This window comes from Halosimplex litoreum, from assembly GCF_016065055.1.
GTDB lineage: Archaea > Halobacteriota > Halobacteria > Halobacteriales > Haloarculaceae > Halosimplex > Halosimplex litoreum.
The window spans coordinates 2,214,435-2,239,426 of sequence record NZ_CP065856.1; the positions used below are offsets into that span (position 1 = coordinate 2,214,435).

The following is a 24,992-nucleotide window of genomic DNA, read 5'->3' on the forward strand; positions in this document are numbered from 1 at the left end:
GGCGTCGTTCTCTCCGTCTCGTGCTCGCCGGCCGCTACGCCAGTTCGCCCAGCGCGTAGACGGTGTTGTGGCCGGTGACCTCGACGTCGACGGTGTCGCCCAGTTCGACGCCCTGGGTCTGGGCACCCGGAACGGCCACCTGGCGATAGGCCCGGTCGTAGCCCACCAGCGAGTCGTCGGTGCCGTCTTCGGTCAGCAACACCGACCGGACCTCGCCGACCATCGACTCGTACACCTCATCCATGACGTCCATCTTCAGCTCCGACATCGCCTTCGACCGTTCCTTCTTGACGGTCCCGCCCAGCCCCTTCATGTCGGCGGCGTCGGTGCCCGGTCGCTTGGAGAAGCGCGTCACGTTGATCTTCTCCGGGCGGGTCTCCCGAAGGAGGGCCATCGACTGCTCGAAGTCCCGGTCGGTCTCGGTCGGGAAACCGACGATGAAGTCCGTCGAGAGGGTCCACTCCTCCAGGTGCTCGTCGAAGGTCTCGACGACCTCGACGTACTCCGACACCTGGTGCTGGCGGCGCATATCCCCGAGTACGTCGTCGCTGCCCGACTGGACGGGCGCGTGCAGGAAGTTGTAGAGTTCGTCGTGTTCGGCGAACACCTCGGCGAGTTCCTCGCGGATGCCGTGGACGCCCTTGGGGTTGGCCATGCCTACCCGGACCCGAAAGTCGCCGTCGATCTCCGAGCAGATCCGGTCGAGCAGGACGTGCAGCTTTCGTTCGCCCTCGTCCCAGCCGTAGACGCCGGTGTCCTGACCGGTGATGCGGATCTCCTTGGCGCCCGCGTGAACGAGCGCGCGGGCCTTCTCCAGGTTCTCCTCGACCGACGGGGAGTCGATCTTCCCGGTGGCGTGCTTGGTGATGCAGTACGAGCAGTCGCTCATGCAGCCCCGCGCGATGGGGAGGATCCCCACCACGCCGTCGAGGACGGGGTCGGTGTCGGGCGTCGGCGTCGGACACTCGCCGTTGCGGACGTACTCCGGCACCTCGTCCCAGTGGAGCACCTCCGCGTCCAGATCTGCGGCCTCGAACTCCTCGCCCTGGGCCAGTGCCATACAGCCCGTCACCACGAGGTCGGCGGGCGTCTCGGCGTCGAGTTCCTCGGCCCGGCGGAGCATGTTGCGCTCCGTCTTCTCGACCACGGTGCAGGTGTTGAGGATCGCCACGTCGGCCTCTTCGGGGCCGTCGGCGGGGTGGTGGCCGCCGTCGCGCAGCGACCGTTCGATCTGGCGGCTCTCACCCCGGTTGGCCGTGCAACCGTAGGTCTCGATGTGATAGCGGGCCATCGGTTCGTTGTTGTCTACTTGCTCCTCGCGGCCAAAAGCGCGACGGATCGGGGCGGCTCGGCGCGGTCGTCGCGTCCGCCCACCGAGCGGGCGCTAGTCGTCCCAGCCGCTCACGTCGCTTCGCTCGGCGGTCTCGTGCTGGTCGAGGAACTCCCGGGCGATCACGTCACCGCTGGAAGCACCGATACGCTCCGCGCCGGTGTCCAGCATCGCTTCCGTCTCGGCCCACGAGCCGATCCCGCCCGAGGCCTTGACCGGCAGGTACTCCGCGAGCAGTTCCACGTCCGACACCGTCGCACCCCCGTCGGAGAAGCCGGTCGCGGTCTTGAGATAGTCGGCGTCGGCCTCGGCGGCGCAGGCCGCGGCCCGCCGTTTCTCCGCGTCGGCCAGCAGCGGCGTCTCGACGATCACCTTCACCGGGACCGGGACGGCGGCGACGACCTCTTCGATCTCGTTCGTCACGGCGCCGTCCTCGTCGGCCCGCAGGCGCCCGACGTTGATCACCATATCGAGCTCGTCGGCACCGGCCTCCCAGGCGTCCTCCGCTTCCGCGACCTTCGTCGCAGTGGCGTGCTGGCCGTGGGGGAAGCCGACGACGGTCGACAGCGGGACCGTCGGGGCGTAGCCGTCGGCGAGTTCGAGGTAACACGGTGGGATGCAGGCGCGCAGGCCGTACTCGATGGCGGCGTCGAGCACGGCGATCACGTCGTCCGGCGTCGTCTCCGGTCCGAGGACCGTGTGCTCGATACGGCCCGTCAGATCCGCCGCGTCCGTGTTCATAGCTCACTGCTCGCACTCCCACCACTAAAGGACGACCGGATCGGCCGCGTCGGCGGGCGTGTCCCCGTCGAGTCGTCGGTCCGTCCGCATCACCCGAGCAGACCCCGCGGACCGCAACCCTTTCGTCCGTCGCCGCCGCCCCAGCGGGTATGCAGATCCTCCCGAGCGGGTTGGTGGTCCCGCCGCTGCCGTACGTGATCACGCTGGTCGTGCTGACGGCGGCGTCGGTCGCCGGCCTCTACCTGCTGGACCCGCCGGTCACGTCCCGGCAGGTGCTCGCGCTCGCGCCGTGGATGATCGCCGGCGGGGCGTTCCACGCGTTCGAGCAGGCCGGGCTCTTCCCCACGGTACTCGAGCCCTTCTTCGCCGCCCCGGCTGTGTACGTGACGACGTTCCTCCTCGCCGCCGCCGTCTGGCTCCCCTCGGTCATCCGCGCGCAGATGCTCGACGACGTGGGACGGATCGCCCGCAACCTCGGGGTCTTCGGAACGGCGCTCGTGCTCGCGCTGACCGGCGTCGCCTACGCGTTCGCTATCGGGCGCGTGGACTCGACGACGGCGCTGGTCTGGCTCCCCATCGGGTTCCTGGGCGCCGGCGTCCTCACCGCGCCGGTGTACTACCTGCTCGCGCTCAAGTGGACCGGCGCGGTCGACCGGGCGGGCGTCGCCGGCCCGCTGGTCGTCTACGCCCACGCGCTCGACGGCTTCTCGACCGCCGTCGGTGTCGACGTGATCGGCACCGGCGAGCGCACGCCCATCCCCCGCCGGATCATGGACTTCGCCGAGACGCTCCCCACCTACCCCTACATCGGCAAAGGCTGGCTGTTCGCCGTGGTCAAGCTCGTCGTCGCAGCCGGCATCGTGGTCCTCCTCGCCGACCTCGTCGAGGACGACCCCACGCAGGGGAACCTCCTGTTCGCCTTCGTCGCCGCCGTCGGCATGGGCCCCGCCGGCAACAACCTCTTCCTGTTCCTGATCGGCCCCGCGCTCTGACCGACTACACGGTTCGCCCGCACTCGATCACCCCGCCGTTCGGTCCCCGCCGTTCGGTCCCCGCCGTCGGTCGTTTCGCCCTCGCTCCGTGCCGCTACCACCTCCGTTTCGTGTCGAACCACGATCCCACGGAGAACCCCCTCGTTTCGGGTCGAACCAGACCGGTGTCGTGCGGTTTTCCGGGTTCGAATCGCTACCGAAACGCTCCCCCGTGTGGCTCCGGAGCGTTCCCCATCGGACTGTAGCGCTCCGGAGTCGGGCGGTGCCGTCGCGCTCGGGTGTCGGCCGGGGCGGTGCGAGCCGGCCGCCGGAACGGGTACCGTTTTGCCGCCCCCGGACCCACGATCGGCCATGGCGAAACAGCCGCATCTGCTGGTCGAAGCAGGCGACGTACACGACCTCGCGCTGATCCCCGGTGACCCCGGCCGCGTCGAGCGCATCGCCGGCCACTGCGAGAACGTCGAGCACGTGGCCGAGAACCGCGAGTACACCCTCGTCAACGCCACCTACGAGGGGCGGGAGCTGACGATCTGCTCGACGGGTATCGGCTGTCCGTCCGCGACGATCGCCGTCGAGGAACTCGCGGCGGTCGGCGTGGAGACGTTCGTCCGCGTCGGGACGACCGGGGCGCTCCAGTCGGACATCGAGATCGGCGACATGGTCGTCGCGACGGGCGCGGCCAAGGACGAGGGCACCACGAAGCGCTACGAGAACGTCGAGTACCCCGCGGTCGCCGACTACGAGACGCTCTCGGCGCTGGTCGACGGTGCGGAGGACAACGACGAGGACGTCCACGTCGGCGCGATCGCGACCGACGACGCCTTCTACGCCGAGACCGACGAGTACGTCGAAGACTGGGAGGCCGCGGGCCTGCTGGCCGTCGAGATGGAGGCCGCCGCCGTCTTCACGCTCGCCCGGCGGAAGGGCCTGCGCGCCGGCGCCATCTGCACCGTCGACGGCAACCTCGTCGAGGGCACCCAGAAGGGCGAGACCGACGACGAGGAGCTCCCCGAGAAGGCGAGCAACAACGTCGAACGGGCCATCGGCATCGCGCTCGACGCAGCGACCGAACTCTGAGCGGGCCGGCGGCTCCGCGGCCGACGGGCACCGGACGACCGGTCGGCCGTCAGACGATCGGACGGCCGTCGGACCACCACTTTTGTAGCACGGCGAGGTAGTGCCGTCCATGCGAGGCCCGCTCGGCGACCGGATCTACGCGGCGGCCGCGAGGCTCCGGCGACTCGAACGCCGGGAGGCGCGGGCCTTCCGACGCTGGGTCGAGCGGACGAGCAACCTCGTCCACCTGTCGATCCTCGCGCTCGTCCCGCTGTTGATCGCCGTGGTGACGCTTCTGTTCAACAGCATCGACCAGCTCTCCTTTCTGCTCTTCCCGCCGCTGGCCTCGGGCACCTACACGCTGTTCGCGAACCCGGAGGGGAAGTACGCCTCTCCGACGCGGTTCGTCGCGGGGCTCACGGTCGGATCGCTGTGTGGCTGGGCTGCGCTCGTGCTGTCGTCTGCACTCGGTGTGGGTGGGACCGCCGCGGGTGCGGCGGGCGGACAGCTGACCGTCGGCGCCTTCGCGGCCGCGGTCGCCGTCTTCCTCGCCGGGGCGAGCACGTGGGCGCTCGATATCGAGGCCCCGTCGGCCTACTCGACGGCGCTGCTGGGCCTGCTCGTTCGGCCCGGCCACGAGCTGGTGTTCACCCTGTCGGTTCTGGTGGCGAGTAGCGTCGTCGCGTCGGTGTTCGTCGTCTGGCGCGAACAGTTCTACGACCGGCGCGCGCAGTTCCTCTACGAGTCGACCGGCAGCGACGACCACGTCCTCGTCCCGATGCGCGGGGACGACCCCGACGCCACGGCGATGTTCGGCGCTCGGCTGGCCGCCGCCCACGACGCCGGGAAGGTCGTCCTGCTAGACGTCGTCGACGACGAGGCCGCCGCCAGCGCCGAGCGGGACCTGCTCGACGACCGGCGGCGGGCCGACCGTTCGCACTCCGGCGGAGACGGCGGGGACGACCGCTTCGAGTCGTCCGACGACCGGGACGAGACCCCGCCCGCGGACCGCGCCGAGGAGCGGGCGGTCGCCGAAGCGGCGACGCATCTCGAAGACCGGGCGAGCGAGATCGAGACGCGGGTCGGGGTGCCCTGCGAGGTGGTCGTCGCCGTCGGCGGTCGCTCGCCGGCGGCCACCGTCCTGAAGACGGCCCACGAGACCAACTGCGACCTGGTCGCCGCGGCCTACGAACAGCGCCACGGCGCGCTCACCCCCTACCTCTACGACCTCTTCCGCGGGGACACCGACGTGGTCGTCCACCGCTCGGCGGCCGGTCGCACCCGCTGGAAGCGCGTACTGGTGCCGGTCCGCCGGGCCAGCGACGTGGCCCACAGCATGCTCGACTTCGCGCGCCGACTCGCCGGCCGATCCGGCCGGATCAGCGTCTGTTCCTGCGTCTCGAACGAACACGAGCGCCGACGCGCCGAGGGGATGCTCGCCGACCTGGTCGAGCCCTTCGAGGGCGGCTTCGAGACCCGCGTCGCCGTCGAGACCATCGAGCGCTACCTCGCCGACAACGCCGACGACTTCGACCTCCTCTTTATGGGCGCCAGCACCGACCGCTCGGCCGCCTCGCGACTGATCTCGCCGCCGACGTTCGAACGCATCCAGGATCTGGACGCCGACGTGGTCATCGTCGACCGGTCGTAAGAGATCGAGCGTGTTCGGTTCGTGTTGTGAGTTGAGTGAGAGTTGCAACAGATTATATCGTGAAATAAATGCAAAGGATCGCGACCGCAGGAGACAGTTCATCACCCGCTGTCTCCTCAGATGATGAAAGCCCTCGGCGCGCTCGCGGTCGCTGAGCGACATATCCTCGCTCGCTGTGCTCGCTCGGATAGGGGTCGCTCAGACGACTAGATGAACGCGAGCGCGTCTCGCCCGTTCAGTCCACCATGGCCGCACGGCACCGCAGACAGCCACGACCCTCCCCAACCGATTCGCTCGCTTCGCTCGCTCATCCCTCGCACGCTCTGTCGCGAGACGAGACTCGCGACAGCGCGCGCCGACCGCACTGTAATCGCTCACTCCATCACCTGTACTGACCGTTCCATCGAGCGAAGCGGACGAGTCCCGATGGGGGTCCGGATCGACGATGCCCCCGGTTTCCACTCGTGGGGTCGTCCGACCCGGCTCAGTCGCTGGTCACGTCGTCCTCGTCCTCGGCGTCGAGCAGTCGGTCGGCCAGTCCCTCCATGTCGCCGCTGCCCAGCGCGGACTCGACGAGGAGGTGGCCGCCGATGACGGCGGGGCTGATGACGGCGTCGGCGCCGGCGCGGCGGAGCTTCTCGACGTTCTCGCGGTCGGTCGCGGCGGCGACGACGCGGGCGTCGGGGTGGAACTGGCGGGCGGTGAGGATCGCCAGCGCGTCCTGGGCGTCGTCGTTGGTGGCGGCGATGACGGCGCGGGCGTGTTCGATCCCGGCCTGTTTCTGGGGCTCCTCGTCGCTGGGGTCGCCGACGACGACGTGGAGGTCGCGGGCCCGTAGCGTGGCCGCCAGGTCCGGGTCGGGGGTTATCACGACGAAGTCGGCGGCGGTCGAGAGCTCTTCGAGCAGCGGTTCGGTCAGGTCGCCGTAGCCCAGGACGACGACGTGGTCGTCCAGGAGTTCCAGGTCGGAGTCGTTCATGGTACCGAGTGCTTGTGAGAGTCGCGCCTCGATGGCGGGGCCGAGCAGCGACCCCAGCGCGACGGTGAAGCTGGCGACACCGAGCACGAGCACGCTCGTCCCGAACAGCTTGGCCTGCTGGCTCGCGGGTGTCACGTCGCCGTAGCCGACGGTGCTGGCGGTGACGATGGTGTAGTAGAAGGCGTCGGTCAGCGTGTCGAGGTTGTTGAACTCCTCGCGGAGCTGGTAGGCGCCGACGGTGCCGTAGACGAGCGTTCCCGACAGCGCCGCGGCCGCGGCGAGCTGGGTCGTCGAGAGGTCGGCCTGTCGGTCGAACCGTCGGTAGTTCACCAGCACCGTCGGCAGCGACAGCAGCGACAGGGCGACCATCGGCAGCGAGTACTGGCTCGACTGTGCCAGCCCCTGGACGGCCGTCACCGGCAGGAGCACGACCGTCGAGAACCACGCCGCGCGCAGCCGCCGTCGCATCCCCCAGGCGCTCAACAGCATCAGAAAGCCCGTCAGCGCGCCGGTAAAGCCCGCCGCCCGCTGTATCTCGGGGGGGATGTCGACGTAGGTGAGCAGGATCCCGCCCACCTGCATGTCGCTGATGTTCGCGACCCCGGTGGCAAAGGAGAGGATGGCGACGACGGTCGGCAGCCAGATGGCTGCTCGCGTCCCGACGAACACCGTCCGCGGATGCTGTAACACCCGCTTCGCGTCCATACCCGCTCCGAGGTTATCGAGCGGCTAAAATCCCACCGACCCGAGACGAGTCGTGTCACCGCGAGGGGGAGTCCGGGCGACCGGTCGGGCAACCGCCGATACACGTTTAGGAGTGGATTCCGTCACACCCCCCATGGCTTCGTTTCCGGTCGAGCTGCTCTTCGGCATCTATCTCGGTATCCTGACGGGTATCATCCCGGGACTGGTCGCGTGGTCGCTGGGGTTCGTCTTCAAGTACTTCACCGGCGTCACCATCCCCGGGTTCGGTGTGGTCGTCCTCTCGGTCGCGCTCGCGGGGGTCAACGGGGGACTGCTCGCGCTGGCCGACCCGACGATCACCCAGTCGGCCAACGCCGTCACGATCACCACCGCTATCCTCGTCGTCCTGATGATCTCGCTGTACGCCCACAGCCGCGGCGACCAGATGGGCGCGACCTTTCCCAAACGGCTGTCGCTGAAGCAACTGCGCGAGCGGACGCTCGCGGCGGACGTGCGCGGCGCGCTGGCCGGGCGCGACGAAGCACGGGTCCGCGTCGTCGGCGAAGTCGCCGACATGGAGGGGTACCCGCCGCTATCCGACGAGTTGCGCGCCGAGATCGGGGCGAGCGAGTGGACGTTCCCCGCGGATCTGCGCATCTCGGAACTCGAATCGCGGCTGGCCGAGCGCCTGAAGACCGAGTACGACCTGGGCGACGCCGCCGTGACCGTCGACGAGCGCGGCCGCGCTTCCGTCGTCGCCGCGCCGCCCTTTTCGGGACTCTCCAAGCGCGTCCCCGACGGCAAGCGGGCGGTCTCGGTGAACGCCCTGGTCCCGACGGGCGTCGCCCGCAGCGACGAGGTGACGCTCATCACCCCCGACGCGCAGGTTCGGGGCACCGTCGTCAGCGCGAAGACTCAGAGGGCGGCCACCGGCGCCGGACCCGACCCCGAGGCGACGGAGAGTGTAGACGGAGCGGACGACGACGCCGACGACGACGAGCGTGCCCCACAGCCGGTCCGGGCGCCGACGACGACCGGCGGTGAGGGGCGGATCACGGTCGCCGTAACGCGGACCGACGCCGACCCGCTGTTGAAGGCCGACCGCGCCCGCGTGGTCGTCGAATCACGGGGCGTCCGTCGGGAGTACGAACTCCTCTCGCTGTTGCGTCGGGCGGGCCGGCGCTTCGGTCGGGTGACCGTCGGTGCCGGCGGACCGCTCGACGGAGCCTCCGTCGGCGAGGCGAACGTCCGGGGCGCGTACGGCGTCGCCGTGATGGCAGTGCGGGGCGCGAGCGGCTGGGTCGTCGCACCGAAGGGGTCGACGACGCTCTCCGCGGGCGACGAGGTCTTCGCCGTCGGGACGCGCGGGGAACTCGACGCGTTCCGGGAGGCGGTGGCGTGAGCGCCCTCGCGGCGAGCGCCGGTGTCGTGCCAGTGACCAGTGGCGCCGACGCCGCGCTCGCGAGCAGCCTCGTCGCCCAGAGCGGCTCGCTCACCGAGCGAGGGTTCCTCGGCGCGGCGCGCGTGCTCGGCGTCTCGGTGGTCGCCGCGGGCGTCGCCGCGGCGGTCGCGCTCGTCTACCGGTGGTACGTCCGCGAGCGGGTTCCGGGCAGCCTGCCCGCGCTGTTCGGGCTCAGTGCCATCGTCCCGCTGCTCGGCGCCAACCAGCTGCTCCGGGAGGTGATGGACCCAACCGCCGGCCCGGCGCCCCTCGACGAGCTGGCGGCGCTGTCGAACATCGCCGTGTTCCTCGTCGCGCTGGCCGCCACCCGCCTCGGCACCGACGTCGGTGACCGCCTCGGGAGCGACGTGGCCGTCGCCACCGGCGAGCGGGCCGTCGAGACGGAAGTCAGCCGCGTCGTCCAGGCCGTCGGCCGCGTCATCACCGTCGAACTCCCCGAGGAGGTCGAGGATATCGTCGGCTACGACCCTGTCCCCGCCGAGACCAAAGAGAAACTCGCCGACAAGACGTTCGTCTTCCCCCGGCGACTCACCGTCGAGGAGCTGCGCGACCGCCTCGTGACCCGGCTGAAAGCCGACTACGGCGTCGGCCACGTCGACCTCGAACTGGACGACGACGGCAGCGTCGAGTACCTCGCCGTCGGCTCGCGCGCGGCGGGCATCGGTCCGACCCTGCCCCCCGAGACGTCGGCGGTCGCCGTGCGGGCCGACCCCGCCTTCGCCGCCAGCGCCGGCGATCTCGTTCAGGTGTGGCGAACCGACCCCTTCGAGCGCGTGGTCACCGCGGAGCTGCGGGGGGTCGTCGACGACGTGGCGACGCTGGCCATCGACGCCGCCGACACGCGGAAACTCGACACCGAAGGGGAGTACAAACTGGTGACGCTGCCCGTCGAGACGCGCCCGGACCGGGAGTTCGCGTCCGTCCTCCGGGCGGCCGAGGAGACGATGGCCGCCGTCACCGTCGGCGCCGGGAGCGACCTCGCCGGCCAGCCCGTCGGCGCCCTCGACGTGACCGTGGTCGCCGTCCGTCCCGCGTCCGGCCCGGTCGAACCGCTCCCGGACCGCGACCGCGCCCTCGCGCCCCGCGACGCCGTCTACGTCGTCGCTGCCCCCGAGGCCATCCGCAAGGTCGAAGCGGCCGCGACGCCCCGTGACGGCGCCGATCCGGAGGACGCGGACGCCACCGGCGCGGCGCTCACCCCCGACGAGCAGATCGAGCCCGGTCGATCGGTCGGCGAGGAGTCCGCCGGGGCGGACACGGCGACGGACACGCCCGGCCAGGAGGCGAACGGGCAGACGCCGCCGGAGTCGGCGGCCGACCCCCTCGCCGACGCCGACGCCCCCGGTATCGAGGCGCTCGAACCCGACGAGCCCGACGTGTCGGGGAACGGCGAGTCGGACGAGGCCGACGCCCCGACCCCCTCCGAACCGGACGAGCGGGAGGCCGCGGACACCGACGGTCCCCTCGCCGATCCGTCAGCAGAGCCATCGCGCGAGGAGCTGGCCGACCTCCCCGGGACCGACGTGGACGACCTGCCCGGCGCCGACGCGGGGGGGACCGACGACCAGACGCCCGTCGGCGACGACTGGGAGCCCATCGCCGAACCCGGCGCTTCCGGCGCGTCGAACGAGGAGACGAGCGAACCCGAAGCGTCCGACGAGGACGAAACCGACGGGGGCGACACGAGTGACGAGGACGACGCGACCGACGAGTCGGGCGGGAGCGACTGGACGGTGGCGGTCGACCAGCGTCGCGAAGACGACGAGTAGCGGACCCGTTCGGTCCCGTCGCCGTTCGAGTGCGGAACGCTCTTTGGGTATCGGTGCCCTCCCTCGTGTATGTACTGGCGACTGTTCGCCACGCTGGCCGAGACGGCCGGCGACACCGAGATCGAGGTCGACTCGGGCGCCGAGACCGTCGGCGACGCCTTCGACGCGCTGCTGGACTCGTACCCGACCCTCGAACCCGAAGTGCTGGACGACGACGGCGAACTGTACGGCCACGTCCGCCTGCTCCACGAGGGCCGCGATCCGTTCGCCGAGGCCGACGGCTTCGAGACGGCGGTCGACGACGGGGACGAACTCGCGCTCTTCCCGCCGGTCAGCGGCGGATAGCACCCACTTCGTTTCCGTCCGCAGAGACCGATCAGTCGGTCGAATCGCTCTCCTGCCGGAGGTGGAGGAGCGCGAAGCCGACGAGTAGGGACGCGAGCCCGGCCTGAAATCCCCAGTTCGCGACGAGTTCGAGAACCGGTGTTATCGCCCACACTCCGGTCAGTCGTCCGACGGCGTCGGGACCGCCGAGCAAGACGAGGAGCAACCACCCGGCGAACGACACCTGCGCCAGATCCCACCAGCGTCGCCAGTGTAGCACGCGCCCGAAGCGTCGCGCTGCCCTCACGGTGACCCCTTCGGGAAGAGATCGTTTCAGCCTATCGAACGGAACCGCACCCGTCTCGTCCTCACGCGTTCGCGACCTGCTGCAGCACGTCCGGTGCCTCGTCGAGCGCGTCGTCGAGGCTTTCGGCGTCGGGGCCGCCGCCCTGGGCGAAGTCGGGCGGGCCGCCGCCGCCGCCGCCGACTTTGCTCGCGAGTTGGCTCACGACCTCGCCGGCGTTCACACTGGATCCGTCGGGGACGGCGACGACGAAGGTCGCGCCGTCGCGGCCCGACCCGAGGACGGCGATCGTCCCCTCCTCGACGAGGGCGTTGGCAGTCGCGCGCAGTTCGTCCATGTCGGCGTCGAGGCGCTGGACGACCGCGGTCTCCTCGCCCACCTCGACCTCTTCGCCGTCGCCCGAGCCCGCGGCGCGGACCTCGGCGAGTTCCTCTTTCAGTTCCTCGATGGTCTTGCCGCGCTCCTTCCACTCGGTGAAGAAGCGCTCGGCGGTCTCGGGCACCTCCTCGGGGGCTACGTCGAGGGTGTCGGCCGCTTCGTAGAGGGCGTCCTCGGTGTCCTGGGTGGCCTGGACGGCGGCGTCACCGGCCGCAAACTCGATGCGGATGACGCCGTCCTGGACGCGCTCGGTGCCCAGGATCTTGATCGTCCCGATGTCGCCGGTGCGGGCGACGTGGGTGCCGCCGCAGGCCTGGACGTCCTCGGCGACGTGGACGAGCCGGATGTTCTCGCCGGCGGGGATACCCCCCTGATAGAGGTCGAAGCCGTGTTCGTCCTCGGCCTCGTGGCGGTCGGGCCACTCCTGGGTGACCGGGCCGTTCGACCGGACGATGTCGTTGGCGCGGTGTTCGATCTCTTCGACCTGCTCGCGGGAGACCGACTCGTAGTGGGAGACGTCGATGCGTGAGGAGTCGACCCCCTTCTGGGCACCGGCCTGGCGGACGTGCTCGCCCAGCACCTGCCGGGCGGCGTGGACGACGATGTGGGTCGCGGTGTGGTGGGCCATCAGCCGACGGCGGCGTGTGGCGTCGATCTGGCCGCGGACGAACTCGCCTTTGCCGGGGTCCTCGTCGGCGGTGTGGAGGATGACGCCGTCGACGATCTGCACGTCCGAGACCTCCACGGTCACGTCGTCGGTCGACAGCGTCCCGTGGTCCGGCGGCTGGCCACCGCCCTCCGGATAGAACATCGTCTGGTCGAGCACCACGTCGAACGTCTCGTCGTCGCGCTCGAACACCTCCAAGACGACGGCTTCGAACTCCGTGCGCTGCTGGTCCTCGTAGTAGAGGCGGTCGGTGTCGGGCAGCTCCTCGAGCCGGTCGGCGTAGGGCCGCTCGTTCTCGTCCTCGAAGGCCTGGCCGCCGCCGTGGCGCTCGGCCACGAGCGCGTAGAAGTCGTCTGGCGTCTCGACGGCGACGCCTTTCTCTGCGGCGATCTCTTCGACCATGTCCGGCTGGATGCCGTGGGAGTCGTACAGCTCGATGAGCTCGCCGACCGGGATCGGCTCGCCCTCGCTGGCGTAGTCGTCGGCGATCTGGCGGACGCGCCGTCCGCCGCGGTCCAGCGTCTCGCGGTACTTCTCGACCTCGGTGCGGACGATGTCCCGTATCGTGTCGCGGTTCTCGTAACCCAGGCGCTCGGCCTGCATGTCGACGAGTTCGTCCAGCGGGGCGTCGACGCCGACGTTGTCGACCAGCCGCTTGGTCCGACGGAGGACCATCCGTGCGAGATAGCCCGTCCCGACGTTCGAGGGGACGATGTTGTCGCCGAGCATGTACGCGAGCGTCCGGCAGTGGTCGGCGACGGCGTAGATGTCCTCCAGCGGTTCCAGTAGGTCGGTGAGTTCGCCCGTGCTCACGTCGAGCTGGTCGGCGATGTTGTCCCGGGCCGACTCCATGTCCTCGGCCTCGTCGATGTCCATGTGGCCTGCGAGCTTGGCGGCGCGGTGAACGAGTTCCGCCTCCCGGTCGGAGTGGTCGAGGCCGGCGTTGTCCTTCAGAAAGTCGATGGTCTCGGGGTAGACCGCCTCGTAGACGGTGGGGGTGCCCTGGGACATCCACGTCCAGCGCTCGATGCCGTAACCGGTGTCGATGACCCGGCGGTCCATCTGACTGTACGTGTTGCCGTCTTTCATCTCGACGTCGCCGTCGGGGTCCTGCTCGAACTGCATGAACACGAGCGTCGCGAGTTCGAGCCCGCGGTAGATGACCTCGAAGGCGGGGCCGGCGTTGCCGCCGCCGACCCACGGGTCCTCGATGAGGGTCAGGTCCTCGATATCGGCGCCCACGTCGTCGAGCAGGTCGACGCAGTGCTCGACGCACTGGTCTTTCCAGTAGACCTCGCCCTCGTAGGCGTAGTCGGTCCCCTCGTCGGCGTTGAAGGCGTGGTGACCGCCCATCTCGAAGGCCATCGTGTGGCGGCCGGTCTTGCCGACGTTGTCGATGTCCTGCATGCGGATACACGGCTGGGAGACGACGAGCGGGTTCGCGGGCGGTGGGGACTCGCCGCTGGTGACGTGCGGCTGGAAGTCGTAGATAGAAGCCTGCGTGAGCAGCACGTCGTCGCGCCAGCGGTTGGCCGCGACCGGGTAGGGGTCGATGCGCTCGTGGCCTCGCTCTTCGAAGAAAGAGAGGAACGCCTCGCGGGTCTCTTCGAGCGACAGCTGTTCGCCGAAGCCGGGGTCGTCGATGAAGCCGTACTCTTCGCATGGCGGCTCGCCGCAGGTCGCCCGGTCCTCGTCGAGCGTCCAGAAGTGGGCCCCACACTCGGAACACTGCTCTCGGTGGAAGCCGTGCTCCTCGAAGTAGTCGAGTCGATACTCCTGTTCGAGGTCGCTCATTCGTTGCTAGGTCTTGGCCCAGCGGCGCCTAAAACAGTTCCGAAGGCACGGGACACCGTCAGATCGCCGGTCAGCCACTCCCACGAGCGCGAGCTGCCGTCGTCGACCAGGGCGACGGCCCCTCCGATACCTGTCGAACCGAAAATTCGATTTCCATCTGATCACTTCGTCGCCCGTAGCCACTCGAGTGAGTTCGACGACCGGATACGTCCTCGGAGTCGGGCAGGTCGTCCAGATACTCGCCCTGTCCGTGTTGCTCCTCGGGCAGTTCCCGTTGCAGACCGACGACACCGCGCTGGTGGTCGCGGCCGCCGCGTTCGTGGTGAGCTTCGGTACCTTCGTCGTCCTGTACCAGCTGCAGAACGCGTTGTTCGAGGACGGAACGGCGGAGTGGCGAAACTGAGTCCAGTGACCGCGCGAGCGGTCCCACGTCGTCGCACCGTCCCGACGACCCTGGTGACAAGACACATATCGGGTCCGGGCCACCTGCGAACGTGCGCCGATTCGCCATCGCCGGGGTCGTGCTCCTGTTCGCTATCGTCGGCGGCGCCGCTGCCGGCCTCTCCGCGCTCACGACCGAGGACCGCCCCGCCAACGCCACCGTCTCGACGTTCGAGCCGCAGGTAGCGGTCGGCAACCAATCCGAAGACCCCTACCCCGACTCCGACGGGGTCGTCACCTGCAACGACCGGGGGCCGATGCCGGGCAACGCCGGACTGAGCGGGTCGCTCGTCGTCGAACGCCCCATCGGCGACGACGGGCCGTCCGAACCGTCCTTCGGTGTGACCGTGTCCGTCGACGACGGGGCGCTCGTCGAGACTCACACCGTCGCGCTCCCGACCGGTGGCTCCGAGCGGCTGGTCCTGTTCCGCACTGCCGACCGTCCGCCGTCACTGGACGGCGGCGACACCGTCCCCGTCCGTGCGAGCGTCACGACGGAGAACACCACCGTCGCCACGGCCTCGCGATCGGTCCAAGTCGCCGAACGCGACCGCCCGTGCGCGGACCAGAACTGACCGCGGAAACTGACCGCGGAAACTGACCGCGAGAACTGACCGCGAGAACTGACCGCAGTCGGCGTTCCCTCGCTTCTCGCGGCGTCAGTCGTCCCGACCGTTCTCGGCGGCCTGTCCGGGTCCGCCGTCCCCGGATTCGTCATCGTCGTCGCCCGTTCCGAATTCGAACTCCAGTTCGGCTTCGGCGTCGCCGTCCTCGACTTCCACTTCGAGTTCCTCGGCGTCGCTCGGGACCGCGACGACGAGTTCGCCGTCGCCGTCGGTCGTCCCGACGGGCTCGCCGTCGACTTCGACCGTCGCGTTCGCGACCGCCGAGCCGTTCTCGGTGACGGCTAGCGTCGCGTTCTCGCCGGCGCTGACGTTGCCGGCGAACGACGCGTCGAGCGAGCGGTCGCCTTCGCCGTCCTCGTCGTCGTCGACCCGTTCGATGGGCACCTCGGTGCCGGACTCGCTCACGACCGGTTTGAGGATGTACTTCCCGCTGTTGCCCGCCTTGTGGACGGACACGTCGTAGACGAAGTCGACTTCCGAGCCGTTTTCGACCGTGAACTCGCTGTTCAACTGGAGCTTGCCGCTCGGGAGCTTGACCCGCTGGTCGTCGCCGTCGGTCAGCGTCCCCTCGACGTCGCTGACCTCCATGTGAACCGTGTCGTACTCGCCCGCGGGCAGGTCGAACTGTTCGAGCAGCGTCGCGTTCGCACCGCGCAGCTGCGAGAGGTCGACAGACGTGGCGTTCACCTCGCGAGTGACCCAGCGACCGTCCTCGCTCGCTTCGTCTTCGCTCGCTTCGTCCATCTCCTCGTCTTCGCGCTCCGCTTCGTCCCGGTCACCGGCCTCGGTCTCGGTGGTGTCCGCGGTATCGGTGCCGTTCGCGGGCGCGGCCGTCGCCGTCGCGGTCGGTGTCGTCGTCGCGTTGGTCGCCGTCGTGATCGACGCGTTTCCGGCCGCATCGGTCGAGCCGTTCGCGGCGTCGACGAGACGGAATCTGACCGTCGTGATCGTGACGTTCAGGTGTGCGAAGTCGTCCATGTCGTTGGGCTGGTCGCTCACGTAGAAGTTGACCGTCCCGGCGTCGGCAGTGCTCGCGTCCTCACCACCGCCCGCAGCGCCGCCGTCGCCCGCTCCACCGTCGGCTCCGGGCGACGCCGTGCCGGCCATTCCGGCACAGCCGGCGGTTACGACCAGCAGCGCCGTCGCGACCGCGAGGACGGCGCGCTTCATCTCGACCCCTCCACTTGGTGGCTCTCGTCCGCTCGTCGCTCCGTCTCGGGTCGGCCGTCGCTTCGTGACATCGTATCCCCGACTACCACCGCCGCACCCGTATAAATACTAGACGACGACGCCGGATTTCGACGGATCAATCCGATTTGAAACGGGGTTACAGTCCGTTTATCCTCGCATCTCTTCCCGACTGTATAAACTAGCGATAGATATAAATACAAGTTCCGGGTGGTCGCCGACCCCAACGAACGTCGGTGGGACTCCTATGTGTGTGGGACACACAGATCGAGACGACCCGCGATGAGTTCGGACCAGGACGACGCAGAGGACGACGGGGGGATCGAACCGCCGACCGCCGAGGTGGCGTTCGCCGAGCGGTACGCGGCGCTGACGGGGCGGTTCGTCCACGCGGTCGAGCTGGCTGCGGCGTCGCTGTTCGCACTCCTGTTCGCCGTGGGGGTCGTCGACCTGGCCGTCCAGGTCGTCGGAGCGGTCCGCTCGGGGGCGATCGTCGACCCGCTGGTGGTGATCGGGTTCATCGACACGGGGTTGCTCCTGCTCATCATCGTCGAGGTGTACCAGACCGTCATCGCGTACACGCGCGAAGAAGACACGAGGAAGATCGTTCGACTGGTCATCTACACGGGGGTCATCGCGATGGTCCGCAAGGTGATCATCTTCCGGACGAGCGAGTACGCGACGACGACGGACGCGCTGGTGGCCGCGGTCGCCTACACCGTCATCGTCGTCGGACTCGTCGCGCTGCTGTTCGTCGAGCGGAGCGCGGACGGGGTGCTCGGACGCGAGTGACGCCTCGCGACCGCGATTCGACACGCGTTTACCGGGCGCCCGCCGAGGGCCGGACATGCGCGTGACGTTTCTCGGCACGAGCGGCGCGGTCCCGACCACCCGGCGTAACACGAGCGCACTGGTGGTAAACCGCGACGGCGACCGCCTGCTGTTCGACTGCGGCGAGGGTACCCAGCGCCAGATGATGCGCTTCTCCACCGGCTTCGCCGTCGACCACCTCTTCGTCACGCACTGCCACGGCGACCACGTCCTCGGTATCCCCGGCCTCGTCCAGACCTTCGACTTCAACGACCGCGAACGACCGCTCGCCATCCACGCCCCCCACGGTACTCGCGGCCAGGTCGAAGACCTGGTCCACGCCGCCGGCAACGACCCCTCGTTCCCCGTCCGGATCAACCAGGTCGGCCCCGACGAGGTCGTCCTCGACCGCTCGGAGTACGAGGTGCGAGCGGTTCGCACCGACCATCGCACCAACGCCGTCGGCTACGCGATCGTCGAGGACGACCGCAAGGGCCGCTTCGACCGCGAGAAAGCCGAGGAGGAACTGGGACTGCCGCCCGGGCCGGAGTACTCGAAACTCCACCGCGGCGAGCCCGTCGAGCATCAGGGCCGGACCATCGAACCCGAGGAGGTCGTCGGCCCGCCGCGACCCGGCCGACGCTTCGTCTACACGGGCGACACCCGCCCCACCGACGCCGTCGCCGCCGCCGCCGAGGACGCCGATCTGCTCGTCCACGACGCCACCTTCGCGAGCGACTGGGCCGACCGCGCGAAGGAGACCGCCCACTCCACGGCGCGGGAGGCCGCCGCTATCGCCGACCGCGCCGGCGCCAAGCGGCTCGCGCTCACCCACATCTCCACGCGCTACGCCGGCGACTCCTCCCCTATCGAACGCGAGGCTCGCGAGCACTTCGACGGCGACGCCTGGATCCCCGACGACGGCGAACGGTTCGACGTCCCGTTCCCCGACGGCGGGTCCGAGGGCGATTCCGACGAGTGACGCGCCGAGCCGACGCCGCGGATTGACGCACCGAGGCGCGCTCGCGGTCGAGGGCGTTCATCGCTCACCGTCGAGTGTGGTCGCTGTCTCGTCACTTCCGTTCGAGCAAATCCGGTCAGAAACCGCTCCTAGTCGCCGCCTTCGCGGCCGTGGGCGAACTCCTGTTCGACGGTCGCCCCGCTGAAGTAGGCGGCGAAGCGGACGCCGGCGAGGCTCACGAGGACGCCGGCGAGGATGAACAGTGCGAGGCGAGTGCCGGGCGGTTCGAGGGTGGCTCCTTCGAAAGCGATGGGGCCGGCGTCGATGGGTCGGATCCGGTAGGGTCTGAACACGTCGGCGAGTTCGAGGAAGTACGCGGAGAACCCGCGGACCACGAGGCCGACGGCGACGGCGCCGAACGGGAGGTTGAGGTAGGCGCTGCGGACGCCCTCGTGGCGGATGAGTTCGTCGAGCAAGCGACCGGTGCTCGCGGCCAGCGCGGCGCCGGTGAGCCAGGGGATGGCGTCGAAGGCGAAGCGGCTGGCGAGGATGAGCGGGCCCTCCGAGCCGAGTTCGGAGACGCCGATGGCGCCGGCGAAGACGCCGACGAGCGACAGGCCGGCGGCCACGACGTAGGTGACCAGCGCGACCTGGCCCGAGTAGAGGGCCTGTTGGACCTGGCCGGGGAGGGAAGCGAGGTAGGCGTCGACGCCGAGGCCCTTGTAGAGGAAAAAGAGCCCGACGACGGCGACGATGGCGCCGGTCGCGACGCCGGGGCCGGCGAGCCACCAGAGGACGGGGTAGGCGATCAGCGCGACGCCGATGGGGACGAGGACGGTCTTGCGCAGTTCCTCGTCGGCGAGGAACTGCTTGAGCAGGTAGTAGGTCGACTCGATGTCGCGGGCCTGACGGACGACGACGCGGTCGACGGCGTCGACGGTGAGTCGCGACTCGACGATGGGGACGAGGCGCTCGTCCTCGGCGCTGTCGACGACGACCACGGCCGAGTCGGGGTCGTGGTCGTCGATGAGTCCCTCGACCTGGCGGGCGATGGCGCGGTCGGCGCTGATGGTGTCGTCGGTCCCCGCGAGGACGGCGACGACGGTCTCGTCACCGCCCTCGGCGAGATCCCGCGAGACGCGGAGGGCTTCGAGCAGACAGTTGACCTGGCTGTCCTCCGGGTCCTCGACGCCGACGTCGACGACGAGCGACTCGACGGCCTCCCGTCCCACGACCGGCGGGTCCGTCTCCGCCACGAGGTCGCCCGCGCGGTCGATACAGACGACCAGCGTTGTCACGGATCGACGGAGGCGGTCACGGGATAAAAACCCTCGCGACCGTTTCGGCCCGCGCGAGCGCCGAATCGCCCGAACGCGGCGCTCCGAACGGACCGTCCGATGCGGTGACCGGGCGGACCCGTGGAACGCGGGCCCGAGGCGGTGGGGCCGAACGGACCCCGAATCCTACCGGCGGAAACGCAGCCCCTCCACGTCGCCGTCGAGAGCGCTCGCCAGTCCCGCGCCGAAGGCGTAGGTGGCTCGCTGGGCGCCGAGGCTGACCCGCTCGCGCAGCGAGTGGGCGGGCTCGAACTCGCGGACCGCGACGGACTCGCCCAGTCGGTCTTCGAGGGCGTCGGTCACCGCCCGGCGGGTGCCCAGTTCGTCGACGAGACCACGCTCGTGGGCTTCGCTCCCGAGGAACACGCGGGCTTCGGTCGCCTCGACGGCGTCGGGCGCCATGTCGCGGCCCTCGGCGACGGTCTCGACGAACTGGTCGTAGTAGTCGTCGACGATGCCCTGGAGGTAGGCCCGTTCGTCCGGGCGCAACTCCTTCAGCGGCGTCCCGGCGTCCTTGTACTCGCCGGCGGTGAACCCCTCGTAGGACAGGCCCAGCCGCTCGGCCAGGTCGTTGGCGTTGACGCGCGAGCCGATGACGCCGATGGAGCCGACCAGCGACCCCTCGCGGGCCCAGATCTCGTCGCAGCCGCTGGCGATGTCGTAGCCACCGCTGGCGCAGACGTCGGTGGCGTAGGCGACGGTCGGCCCGTCGAAGCGCTCGGCGGCGATGCGGATGTCCTCGCTGGGGACGATCTCCCCGCCGGGCGTGTTGAGTTTCACCAGCAGCGCCTCGGCCGCGGGGTCGGCGTCGGCGAGTTCGATCTGCTCGACCACGTCGTCGGCGCCGACGCCGGTCGCCGAGCCGGGCACGCCGCCCGCCCGCTCGCGTGCGATCGGCCCGTCGACCGCGACCTCGGCGACGTTGTACGGCGAGACGAGCGACCCGGCGACGCGACTCCCGACCCACAGCGCGAGGAGCCCGACCCCGGTGACGACCAGGAACCCGAGGAGGTCGACCAGCGAGTCGGCACTGCGGACGAACACGTACCAGGCGCCGGCGAGGCCGGCCAGGCCGACCAGGACAGTGACGACGAGCGGGAGGACGGTCCCTCTGAGGGTGCCGACCACGTCGCCGTCGGACGACGAACTGCTCATGGCTCACTAGGGGTGCGGTCGGCGGGAAAAACTGTCGGCGACGCGTCGGTCCGGCGACCGACAGAGCGAGGTCGAAAATCAGCCGAACGGGCCGCCACCGCCGCCCATGCCACCCATGCCACCCATGCCGCCGCCACCGCCGCCGCCCTGCATCTGCTTCATCATCCGCTCCATGTCGGCGTCGCCCATACCCTGGAACTGGTCGAGCATCTGACGCATCGCGTTGTACTGTTCGAGCAGTTCGCGGATCCGCTCTTCGGGCTTGCCCGACCCGCGGGCGATGCGCTCGATGCGGCTCTTGCCGACGGTGCGCGGATTCTCCAGTTCCTCGTCGGTCATCGAGTCCATGACGACCTCGAAGTCCTGCAGACGCTCCTGGGTCACGTCCATCGCGTCGTCGGGCAGCTGGTCCATGAGCCCGCCGCCCATCCCCGGGATCATGTCCATGACCTGATCCAGCGGCCCCATCTTGTTCATCGTCTCCATCTGCTTGCGCATGTCGTAGAGGGTGAACTTCCCCTCCATCATGTCCTCGGGGTCCCAGTCGTCTTCCTCCTCGCCCGTCTCCTCCATCGCCCGCTCGACGCGCTCGGTGAGCTGCTTGAGATCGCCCATGCCGAGCAGCCGCGAGATGAACCCCGACGGCTCGAAGCGCTCGATGTCGCCGACGGTCTCGCCGGTCCCGAGGAAGGCGATCGACGAGCCCGTCTCGTTGACCGCGGCCAGCGCCCCCCCACCTTTCGCTGTCCCGTCGAGCTTCGTGATAACGACGCCGTCGATGCCGATCGACTCCTCGAACTCCTGGGCCTGGTCCTTCGCCGACTGGCCCATCGCCGCGTCGAGGACGAGCAGGTCCCGATCCGGCTGGACCTCGGCCTCGATGTCCTCGATCTGGTCGATGAGCTCCTCGTTGAGCCCGTCGCGGCCCGCGGTGTCGACGATGCGGATGTCGGCGTCCTCGGTCGCGTCCAGCCCCTCGCGAGCGATCCGGACTGGGTCGTCGGCGTCGGGGTCGCCGTAGAAGTCCACCTCGGCGCGCTCGGCCATCTCCTTGGACTGGTCGTAGGCGCCGGGGCGGTCGGTGTCGGTCTGGATGATCGCCGGACGAAGGCCCTTCTTCGAGAACCACCAGGCCATCTTGGCGGCCGTGGTCGTCTTCCCCGACCCGTAGAGACCGGCGAGCATGATCGTCTGCGATTCGAGCGGGAGGTCCGTCGAGTCGCCGACGAGACCGACGAGTTCGTCGTAGACGACCCGCAGCACCCAGTCGTGGGCGGAGGTGCCGGCGGGCGGTTCCTCCTCCAGGGCCCGGGTCTTGATGGAGTCCGACAGCTCCATCACCAGGTCCACGTCCACGTCGGCCTGCAACAGCGACCGCTGGATGTCCTTGACGACCTCCTCGACGTCTTCCTCGGAGATGCGGGATTGGCCCCGGAGGTCGTCGAGGGTGCTCCGGAGCGACGTTCCCAGATCGTCGAGTACCATTTGCCGCGGAGTACGCGGCCGGCCGGGTAAAGGCTTCGCCCTCGGCGGCGCCGACGATCCGTCGGCGTCTGACCGGTCGGTCGGACTTTCGGATCGATACGTAATTGGTTTAATATATCTTCGTAAATACCACTCCGATCGGTACGTACCGATGGCTGTCATCAACTTAGACCGAGTGACCAAGGAGTACGGTAGAACGACGGCGGTCGACGGGCTCGATCTCGAAGTCGAATCGGGTGAGGCCTACGGCTTCCTCGGGCCGAACGGTGCGGGCAAGTCGACGACGATCAACGTCCTGCTCGGGTTCTCGAAAGCGACCGGCGGCCGCGCCGAGGTCTTCGGCCGCGACGCTTGGGGCGAATCGACGGCCGTGCGGGAGCGAACGGGGATCCTCCCGGAAGGGTACGCCCTCTACGACCGGCTCACCGGTCGCGAACACATCGAGCTGGCGAACGACCTCCAGGGTGCCGACGACGACCCCGACGCGATTCTCGAACGGGTCGGCCTCGACCCCGAGGACCGCGATCGGCGCGCCGGTGGCTACTCGACGGGGATGACACAACGAACGGCCCTCGGCATGGCGCTGGTCGGCGACCCGGACCTGCTTGTGCTCGACGAGCCCTCGTCGGGCCTGGACCCCAACGGCATGGCCGACCTGCGTGGGATCGTCCGCGAGGAACTGGACCGGGGGACGACCGTCTTCTTCTCCAGTCACATCCTCGACCAGGTCGAGGGCGTCTGCGACTGGGTGGGCATCCTCCGGGACGGCGAACTCATCGCCGAGGACACCGTCGGCGGCCTGCGGCGTTCGATGAGTGCCGAGTCGCGGATCGAGGTCCGTGTCGACGAACCTCGATCCGTCGCGTTCGACGGTATCGGTGGAGTCACCGGTCACAGCGTGGACGGAACGACGCTTCGGGTGCGCTGTCGAGACCCAGGCGCGAAGGGCGACGTGATCCGCCGGATCGAGGACAGCGGGATGGAAATGCGGGACATCAAGATTCAGGACGCCTCGCTGGAGGACCTGTTTGCGGCGTACACCGACTACGAGTCTGGCGAGAGTGAGAACCGGATCACCGGTGAGAAGCGAACCGCGGAGGGACCGGCGTGAACGTACTGACCGTCACCCGCAAGGAACTCACGGCGCTGCGTCGCTCGCCGCTCGTATGGGCGCTGGCGGCGCTAATCGGGTTCATCGCCGCCCCCGGCATCGTGCGGCTGCCGTCGACGTTCGTCGGGGCGGACACGCCGGACCGGATGGCGGTCATCATGCTGGCGAGCTTCGCCGAGCGGCCGATCGCCTTCGCGGCGATACTCGTCGGCAGTCTCGCCGTCGCCGGCGAGCGCGAGACCGGCAGTCTCCGTGTCCTCTCTGGGTTTCCGCTCCCGCGTCGAGACCTCCTACTGGGCAAAGTCGCCGGTCGCGGGCTCGTCCTGCTCGCGACGGTCGTCGCGGGGCAACTCCTGATCGTCGCCGCCGTCCGCTACCGGCTCGACGGCGTCTCTGCGTCCGCGCTCGCGTTCGGGGTCGGACTGACCGCCCTGTTCGCGCTGGCGTACTTCGGGATCGGGGTCGGCGTCTCCGCGGTCGCGGGAACGCGCCTGGGGGCGCTCGCCGCCTCGCTCGGTCTGTATATTTTCTTCCGGAACTACTGGGAGGGGGTCGTCGTCCGACCGGTCTTCGGACTCCTGGCGGGACGGTCGCCGATCGATGCGGAGCTCCGGTTCACGATCGTGACCCACCTGGGAACCGGTACGTACCTGCAACTGCTCAACCCGAACAACGCCTTCTCGGGCGCAGTCACCTTCGACGCCGGTGTCGACTGGTTCAGTATCACGGTGTTGGCCGGCTGGTTCGTCGTCCCGGTCACGGTCGGCTACGTCCGGTTCCGCGGTCGGGACCTCGACGGCTCCCGATGGCGTCCGCTCGCGCCCGTCCGTCGACGCCTCGGCGGCGTCTCGCTCCCTCGACCGAAGCTTCCCACGGCCGGATTTCTCGACCGGCCGTCCCTCCGCCATCCGGTACTCACGTACGCCCGGACGGACCTACGGTCGCTGCGACGGTCCTGGCTGATCGTCGGGCTGCTGGTCGCGCTGGTCGGCCAGTTCGTCGCGGCGGCGCTGCGCGTGCCGGTGGGCGGTCCCGAAGCCGACGGAGTCACGCCACTGCCGGGCGTCGGCACTCACTTCGGACCGCTGTTCTCGGAGTTCGGAGCGGGCCTGCTCGTCCCCGTGGTGACGATCCTGCTGGGCGCGCTGGCGGTCGTCGACGAGGTCGAGACCGGTCGTTACAGGGCTATCGCGAGCTATCCCGTCGCCCGCCGGGACGTGCTCGTCGGGAAGGTCCTCGGTCGAGGACTCCTGTTCGTCGGCGCGATGGCCGTCGGGCTCCTCGCGGCCGTCGGCGTCCTGTGGGTCCGGCCGACGACGGTCGACCTCGGGACGGTCGCGCTGGGTGGCGGAGCCACGATCGGGCGCGGGCTGGCGTTTTTCGGCATCGCGGTCGGCGCCTCCGCGTTCGCCCGCCGGCGGGTCACCGCGCTGGGCGCATCGTTCGCCGCGGTGGTCCTGTTCACCAGCGCGTGGCGCACCCTCGCCGTCGGCATCCCGTACCTGCTCGCCAGGGGGTCGTTCCCGAGCACGAGGGACCTCGCGTACTCGGCCGGGTCGCCGCCGGAGTGGTTCCACTACCTGCTGTGGGCGAACCCGACCGAGTCGTTCGTCGCGCTCGGGTGGGTGTCCGGGCCGATCCAGTGGCTGTTCGTCGCCGTCCTCGTCTTCTGGACGGTCGTCCCCGCCACCGTCGGATATCGGCGCTTCCGGTCGCGGGATATCGCCTGACCGGCGCCATCGCCGGC

General features: G+C 69.6%; 21 protein-coding genes. 12 read left to right on the forward strand and 9 right to left on the reverse strand.

Annotated features, from left to right (window positions below; translation table 11 throughout):
• Positions 1–34: 34 nt before the first annotated feature.
• Together I7X12_RS11005 and deoC are read right to left on the reverse strand one after the other, a co-directional pair.
• On the reverse strand, positions 35–1,291 hold the full coding sequence (locus I7X12_RS11005; RefSeq protein ID WP_198060131.1) for a tRNA (N(6)-L-threonylcarbamoyladenosine(37)-C(2))-methylthiotransferase: 1,257 nt from the start codon (positions 1,289–1,291) through the stop codon (positions 35–37).
• Positions 1,292–1,384: 93 nt separating this feature from the next.
• A complete protein-coding gene (deoC, locus tag I7X12_RS11010; RefSeq protein WP_198060132.1) occupies positions 1,385–2,071 on the reverse strand; it encodes a deoxyribose-phosphate aldolase in 687 nt (228 codons plus the stop codon).
• A 149-nt stretch (positions 2,072–2,220) separates the two neighbouring features.
• On the opposite strand from deoC, the gene I7X12_RS11015 reads away from it, so the two are divergent.
• The 3 genes from I7X12_RS11015 to I7X12_RS11025 all read left to right on the forward strand — a co-directional run bounded on the left by I7X12_RS11015 (position 2,221) and on the right by I7X12_RS11025 (position 5,770).
• On the forward strand, positions 2,221–3,063 hold the full coding sequence (locus I7X12_RS11015) for a DUF63 family protein (RefSeq protein ID WP_198060133.1): 843 nt from the start codon (positions 2,221–2,223) through the stop codon (positions 3,061–3,063).
• A 351-nt stretch (positions 3,064–3,414) separates the two neighbouring features.
• On the forward strand, positions 3,415–4,140 hold the full coding sequence (locus I7X12_RS11020) for a nucleoside phosphorylase (RefSeq protein ID WP_198060134.1): 726 nt from the start codon (positions 3,415–3,417) through the stop codon (positions 4,138–4,140).
• Positions 4,141–4,249: 109 nt separating this feature from the next.
• The gene (locus tag I7X12_RS11025; protein ID WP_198060135.1) at positions 4,250–5,770 is read left to right on the forward strand and encodes an HPP family protein; all 1,521 of its coding nucleotides are present in this window, start codon (positions 4,250–4,252) and stop codon (positions 5,768–5,770) included.
• A gap of 484 nt (positions 5,771–6,254) precedes the next feature.
• On the opposite strand, the gene I7X12_RS11030 is transcribed toward I7X12_RS11025, so the two are convergent.
• The gene (locus I7X12_RS11030) at positions 6,255–7,454 is read right to left on the reverse strand and encodes an NAD-binding protein (RefSeq protein ID WP_198060136.1); all 1,200 of its coding nucleotides are present in this window, start codon (positions 7,452–7,454) and stop codon (positions 6,255–6,257) included.
• 133 nt (positions 7,455–7,587) lie between these two features.
• Here I7X12_RS11030 and I7X12_RS11035 point away from each other — a divergent pair, with 133 nt between their 5' ends.
• The 3 genes from I7X12_RS11035 to I7X12_RS11045 all read left to right on the forward strand — a co-directional run bounded on the left by I7X12_RS11035 (position 7,588) and on the right by I7X12_RS11045 (position 11,009).
• Entirely contained in the window at positions 7,588–8,835 is a 1,248-nt protein-coding gene (locus I7X12_RS11035; RefSeq protein ID WP_198060137.1) for a potassium channel family protein, read from the forward strand.
• A complete protein-coding gene (locus I7X12_RS11040) occupies positions 8,832–10,664 on the forward strand; it encodes a potassium transporter TrkA (protein ID WP_198060138.1) in 1,833 nt (610 codons plus the stop codon). Before I7X12_RS11035 ends, I7X12_RS11040 begins: the two co-directional genes overlap by 4 nt.
• A gap of 69 nt (positions 10,665–10,733) precedes the next feature.
• On the forward strand, positions 10,734–11,009 hold the full coding sequence (locus I7X12_RS11045; protein WP_198060139.1) for a ubiquitin-like small modifier protein 1: 276 nt from the start codon (positions 10,734–10,736) through the stop codon (positions 11,007–11,009).
• Positions 11,010–11,040: 31 nt separating this feature from the next.
• On the opposite strand, the gene I7X12_RS11050 is transcribed toward I7X12_RS11045, so the two are convergent.
• Together I7X12_RS11050 and alaS are read right to left on the reverse strand one after the other, a co-directional pair.
• On the reverse strand, positions 11,041–11,295 hold the full coding sequence (locus I7X12_RS11050) for a hypothetical protein (protein WP_198060140.1): 255 nt from the start codon (positions 11,293–11,295) through the stop codon (positions 11,041–11,043).
• 61 nt (positions 11,296–11,356) lie between these two features.
• On the reverse strand, positions 11,357–14,131 hold the full coding sequence (gene alaS / locus I7X12_RS11055) for an alanine--tRNA ligase (protein ID WP_198060141.1): 2,775 nt from the start codon (positions 14,129–14,131) through the stop codon (positions 11,357–11,359).
• A 187-nt stretch (positions 14,132–14,318) separates the two neighbouring features.
• On the opposite strand from alaS, the gene I7X12_RS11060 reads away from it, so the two are divergent.
• Both I7X12_RS11060 and I7X12_RS11065 read left to right on the forward strand, forming a co-directional pair.
• Entirely contained in the window at positions 14,319–14,534 is a 216-nt protein-coding gene (locus I7X12_RS11060) for a hypothetical protein (RefSeq protein WP_198060142.1), read from the forward strand.
• A 91-nt stretch (positions 14,535–14,625) separates the two neighbouring features.
• Positions 14,626–15,147 carry a hypothetical protein gene (locus I7X12_RS11065; RefSeq protein WP_198060143.1) on the forward strand — a complete coding sequence of 174 codons (522 nt, stop codon included), beginning with the start codon at positions 14,626–14,628 and terminating at the stop codon, positions 15,145–15,147.
• 84 nt (positions 15,148–15,231) lie between these two features.
• Here I7X12_RS11065 and I7X12_RS11070 read toward each other — a convergent pair whose 3' ends face one another.
• A complete protein-coding gene (locus tag I7X12_RS11070; protein WP_198060144.1) occupies positions 15,232–16,368 on the reverse strand; it encodes a DUF4382 domain-containing protein in 1,137 nt (378 codons plus the stop codon).
• 300 nt (positions 16,369–16,668) lie between these two features.
• On the opposite strand from I7X12_RS11070, the gene I7X12_RS11075 reads away from it, so the two are divergent.
• Both I7X12_RS11075 and rnz read left to right on the forward strand, forming a co-directional pair.
• Complete coding sequence (locus I7X12_RS11075) at positions 16,669–17,178, forward strand: phosphate-starvation-inducible PsiE family protein (protein WP_198060145.1); 510 nt, start codon at positions 16,669–16,671, stop codon at positions 17,176–17,178.
• Positions 17,179–17,233: 55 nt separating this feature from the next.
• On the forward strand, positions 17,234–18,178 hold the full coding sequence (rnz, locus tag I7X12_RS11080) for a ribonuclease Z (protein WP_198060146.1): 945 nt from the start codon (positions 17,234–17,236) through the stop codon (positions 18,176–18,178).
• A gap of 128 nt (positions 18,179–18,306) precedes the next feature.
• On the opposite strand, the gene I7X12_RS11085 is transcribed toward rnz, so the two are convergent.
• The 3 genes from I7X12_RS11085 to I7X12_RS11095 form a co-directional block, all read right to left on the reverse strand.
• On the reverse strand, positions 18,307–19,455 hold the full coding sequence (locus I7X12_RS11085) for a DUF373 family protein (RefSeq protein WP_198060147.1): 1,149 nt from the start codon (positions 19,453–19,455) through the stop codon (positions 18,307–18,309).
• A gap of 165 nt (positions 19,456–19,620) precedes the next feature.
• Complete coding sequence (gene sppA, locus I7X12_RS11090; protein WP_198060148.1) at positions 19,621–20,649, reverse strand: signal peptide peptidase SppA; 1,029 nt, start codon at positions 20,647–20,649, stop codon at positions 19,621–19,623.
• Between the two features lie 78 nt (positions 20,650–20,727).
• Positions 20,728–22,134, reverse strand: coding sequence for a signal recognition particle protein Srp54 (locus tag I7X12_RS11095; RefSeq protein ID WP_198060149.1), 1,407 nt, complete (start codon positions 22,132–22,134; stop codon positions 20,728–20,730).
• 151 nt (positions 22,135–22,285) lie between these two features.
• Between I7X12_RS11095 and I7X12_RS11100 the strand changes: the two genes are divergently transcribed.
• Both I7X12_RS11100 and I7X12_RS11105 read left to right on the forward strand, forming a co-directional pair.
• The gene (locus tag I7X12_RS11100) at positions 22,286–23,245 is read left to right on the forward strand and encodes an ABC transporter ATP-binding protein (RefSeq protein WP_198060150.1); all 960 of its coding nucleotides are present in this window, start codon (positions 22,286–22,288) and stop codon (positions 23,243–23,245) included.
• Complete coding sequence (locus I7X12_RS11105) at positions 23,242–24,975, forward strand: ABC transporter permease subunit (protein WP_198060151.1); 1,734 nt, start codon at positions 23,242–23,244, stop codon at positions 24,973–24,975. The genes I7X12_RS11100 and I7X12_RS11105 overlap by 4 nt, the downstream gene beginning before the upstream one ends.
• The last annotated feature ends 17 nt before the right edge of the window (positions 24,976–24,992 follow it).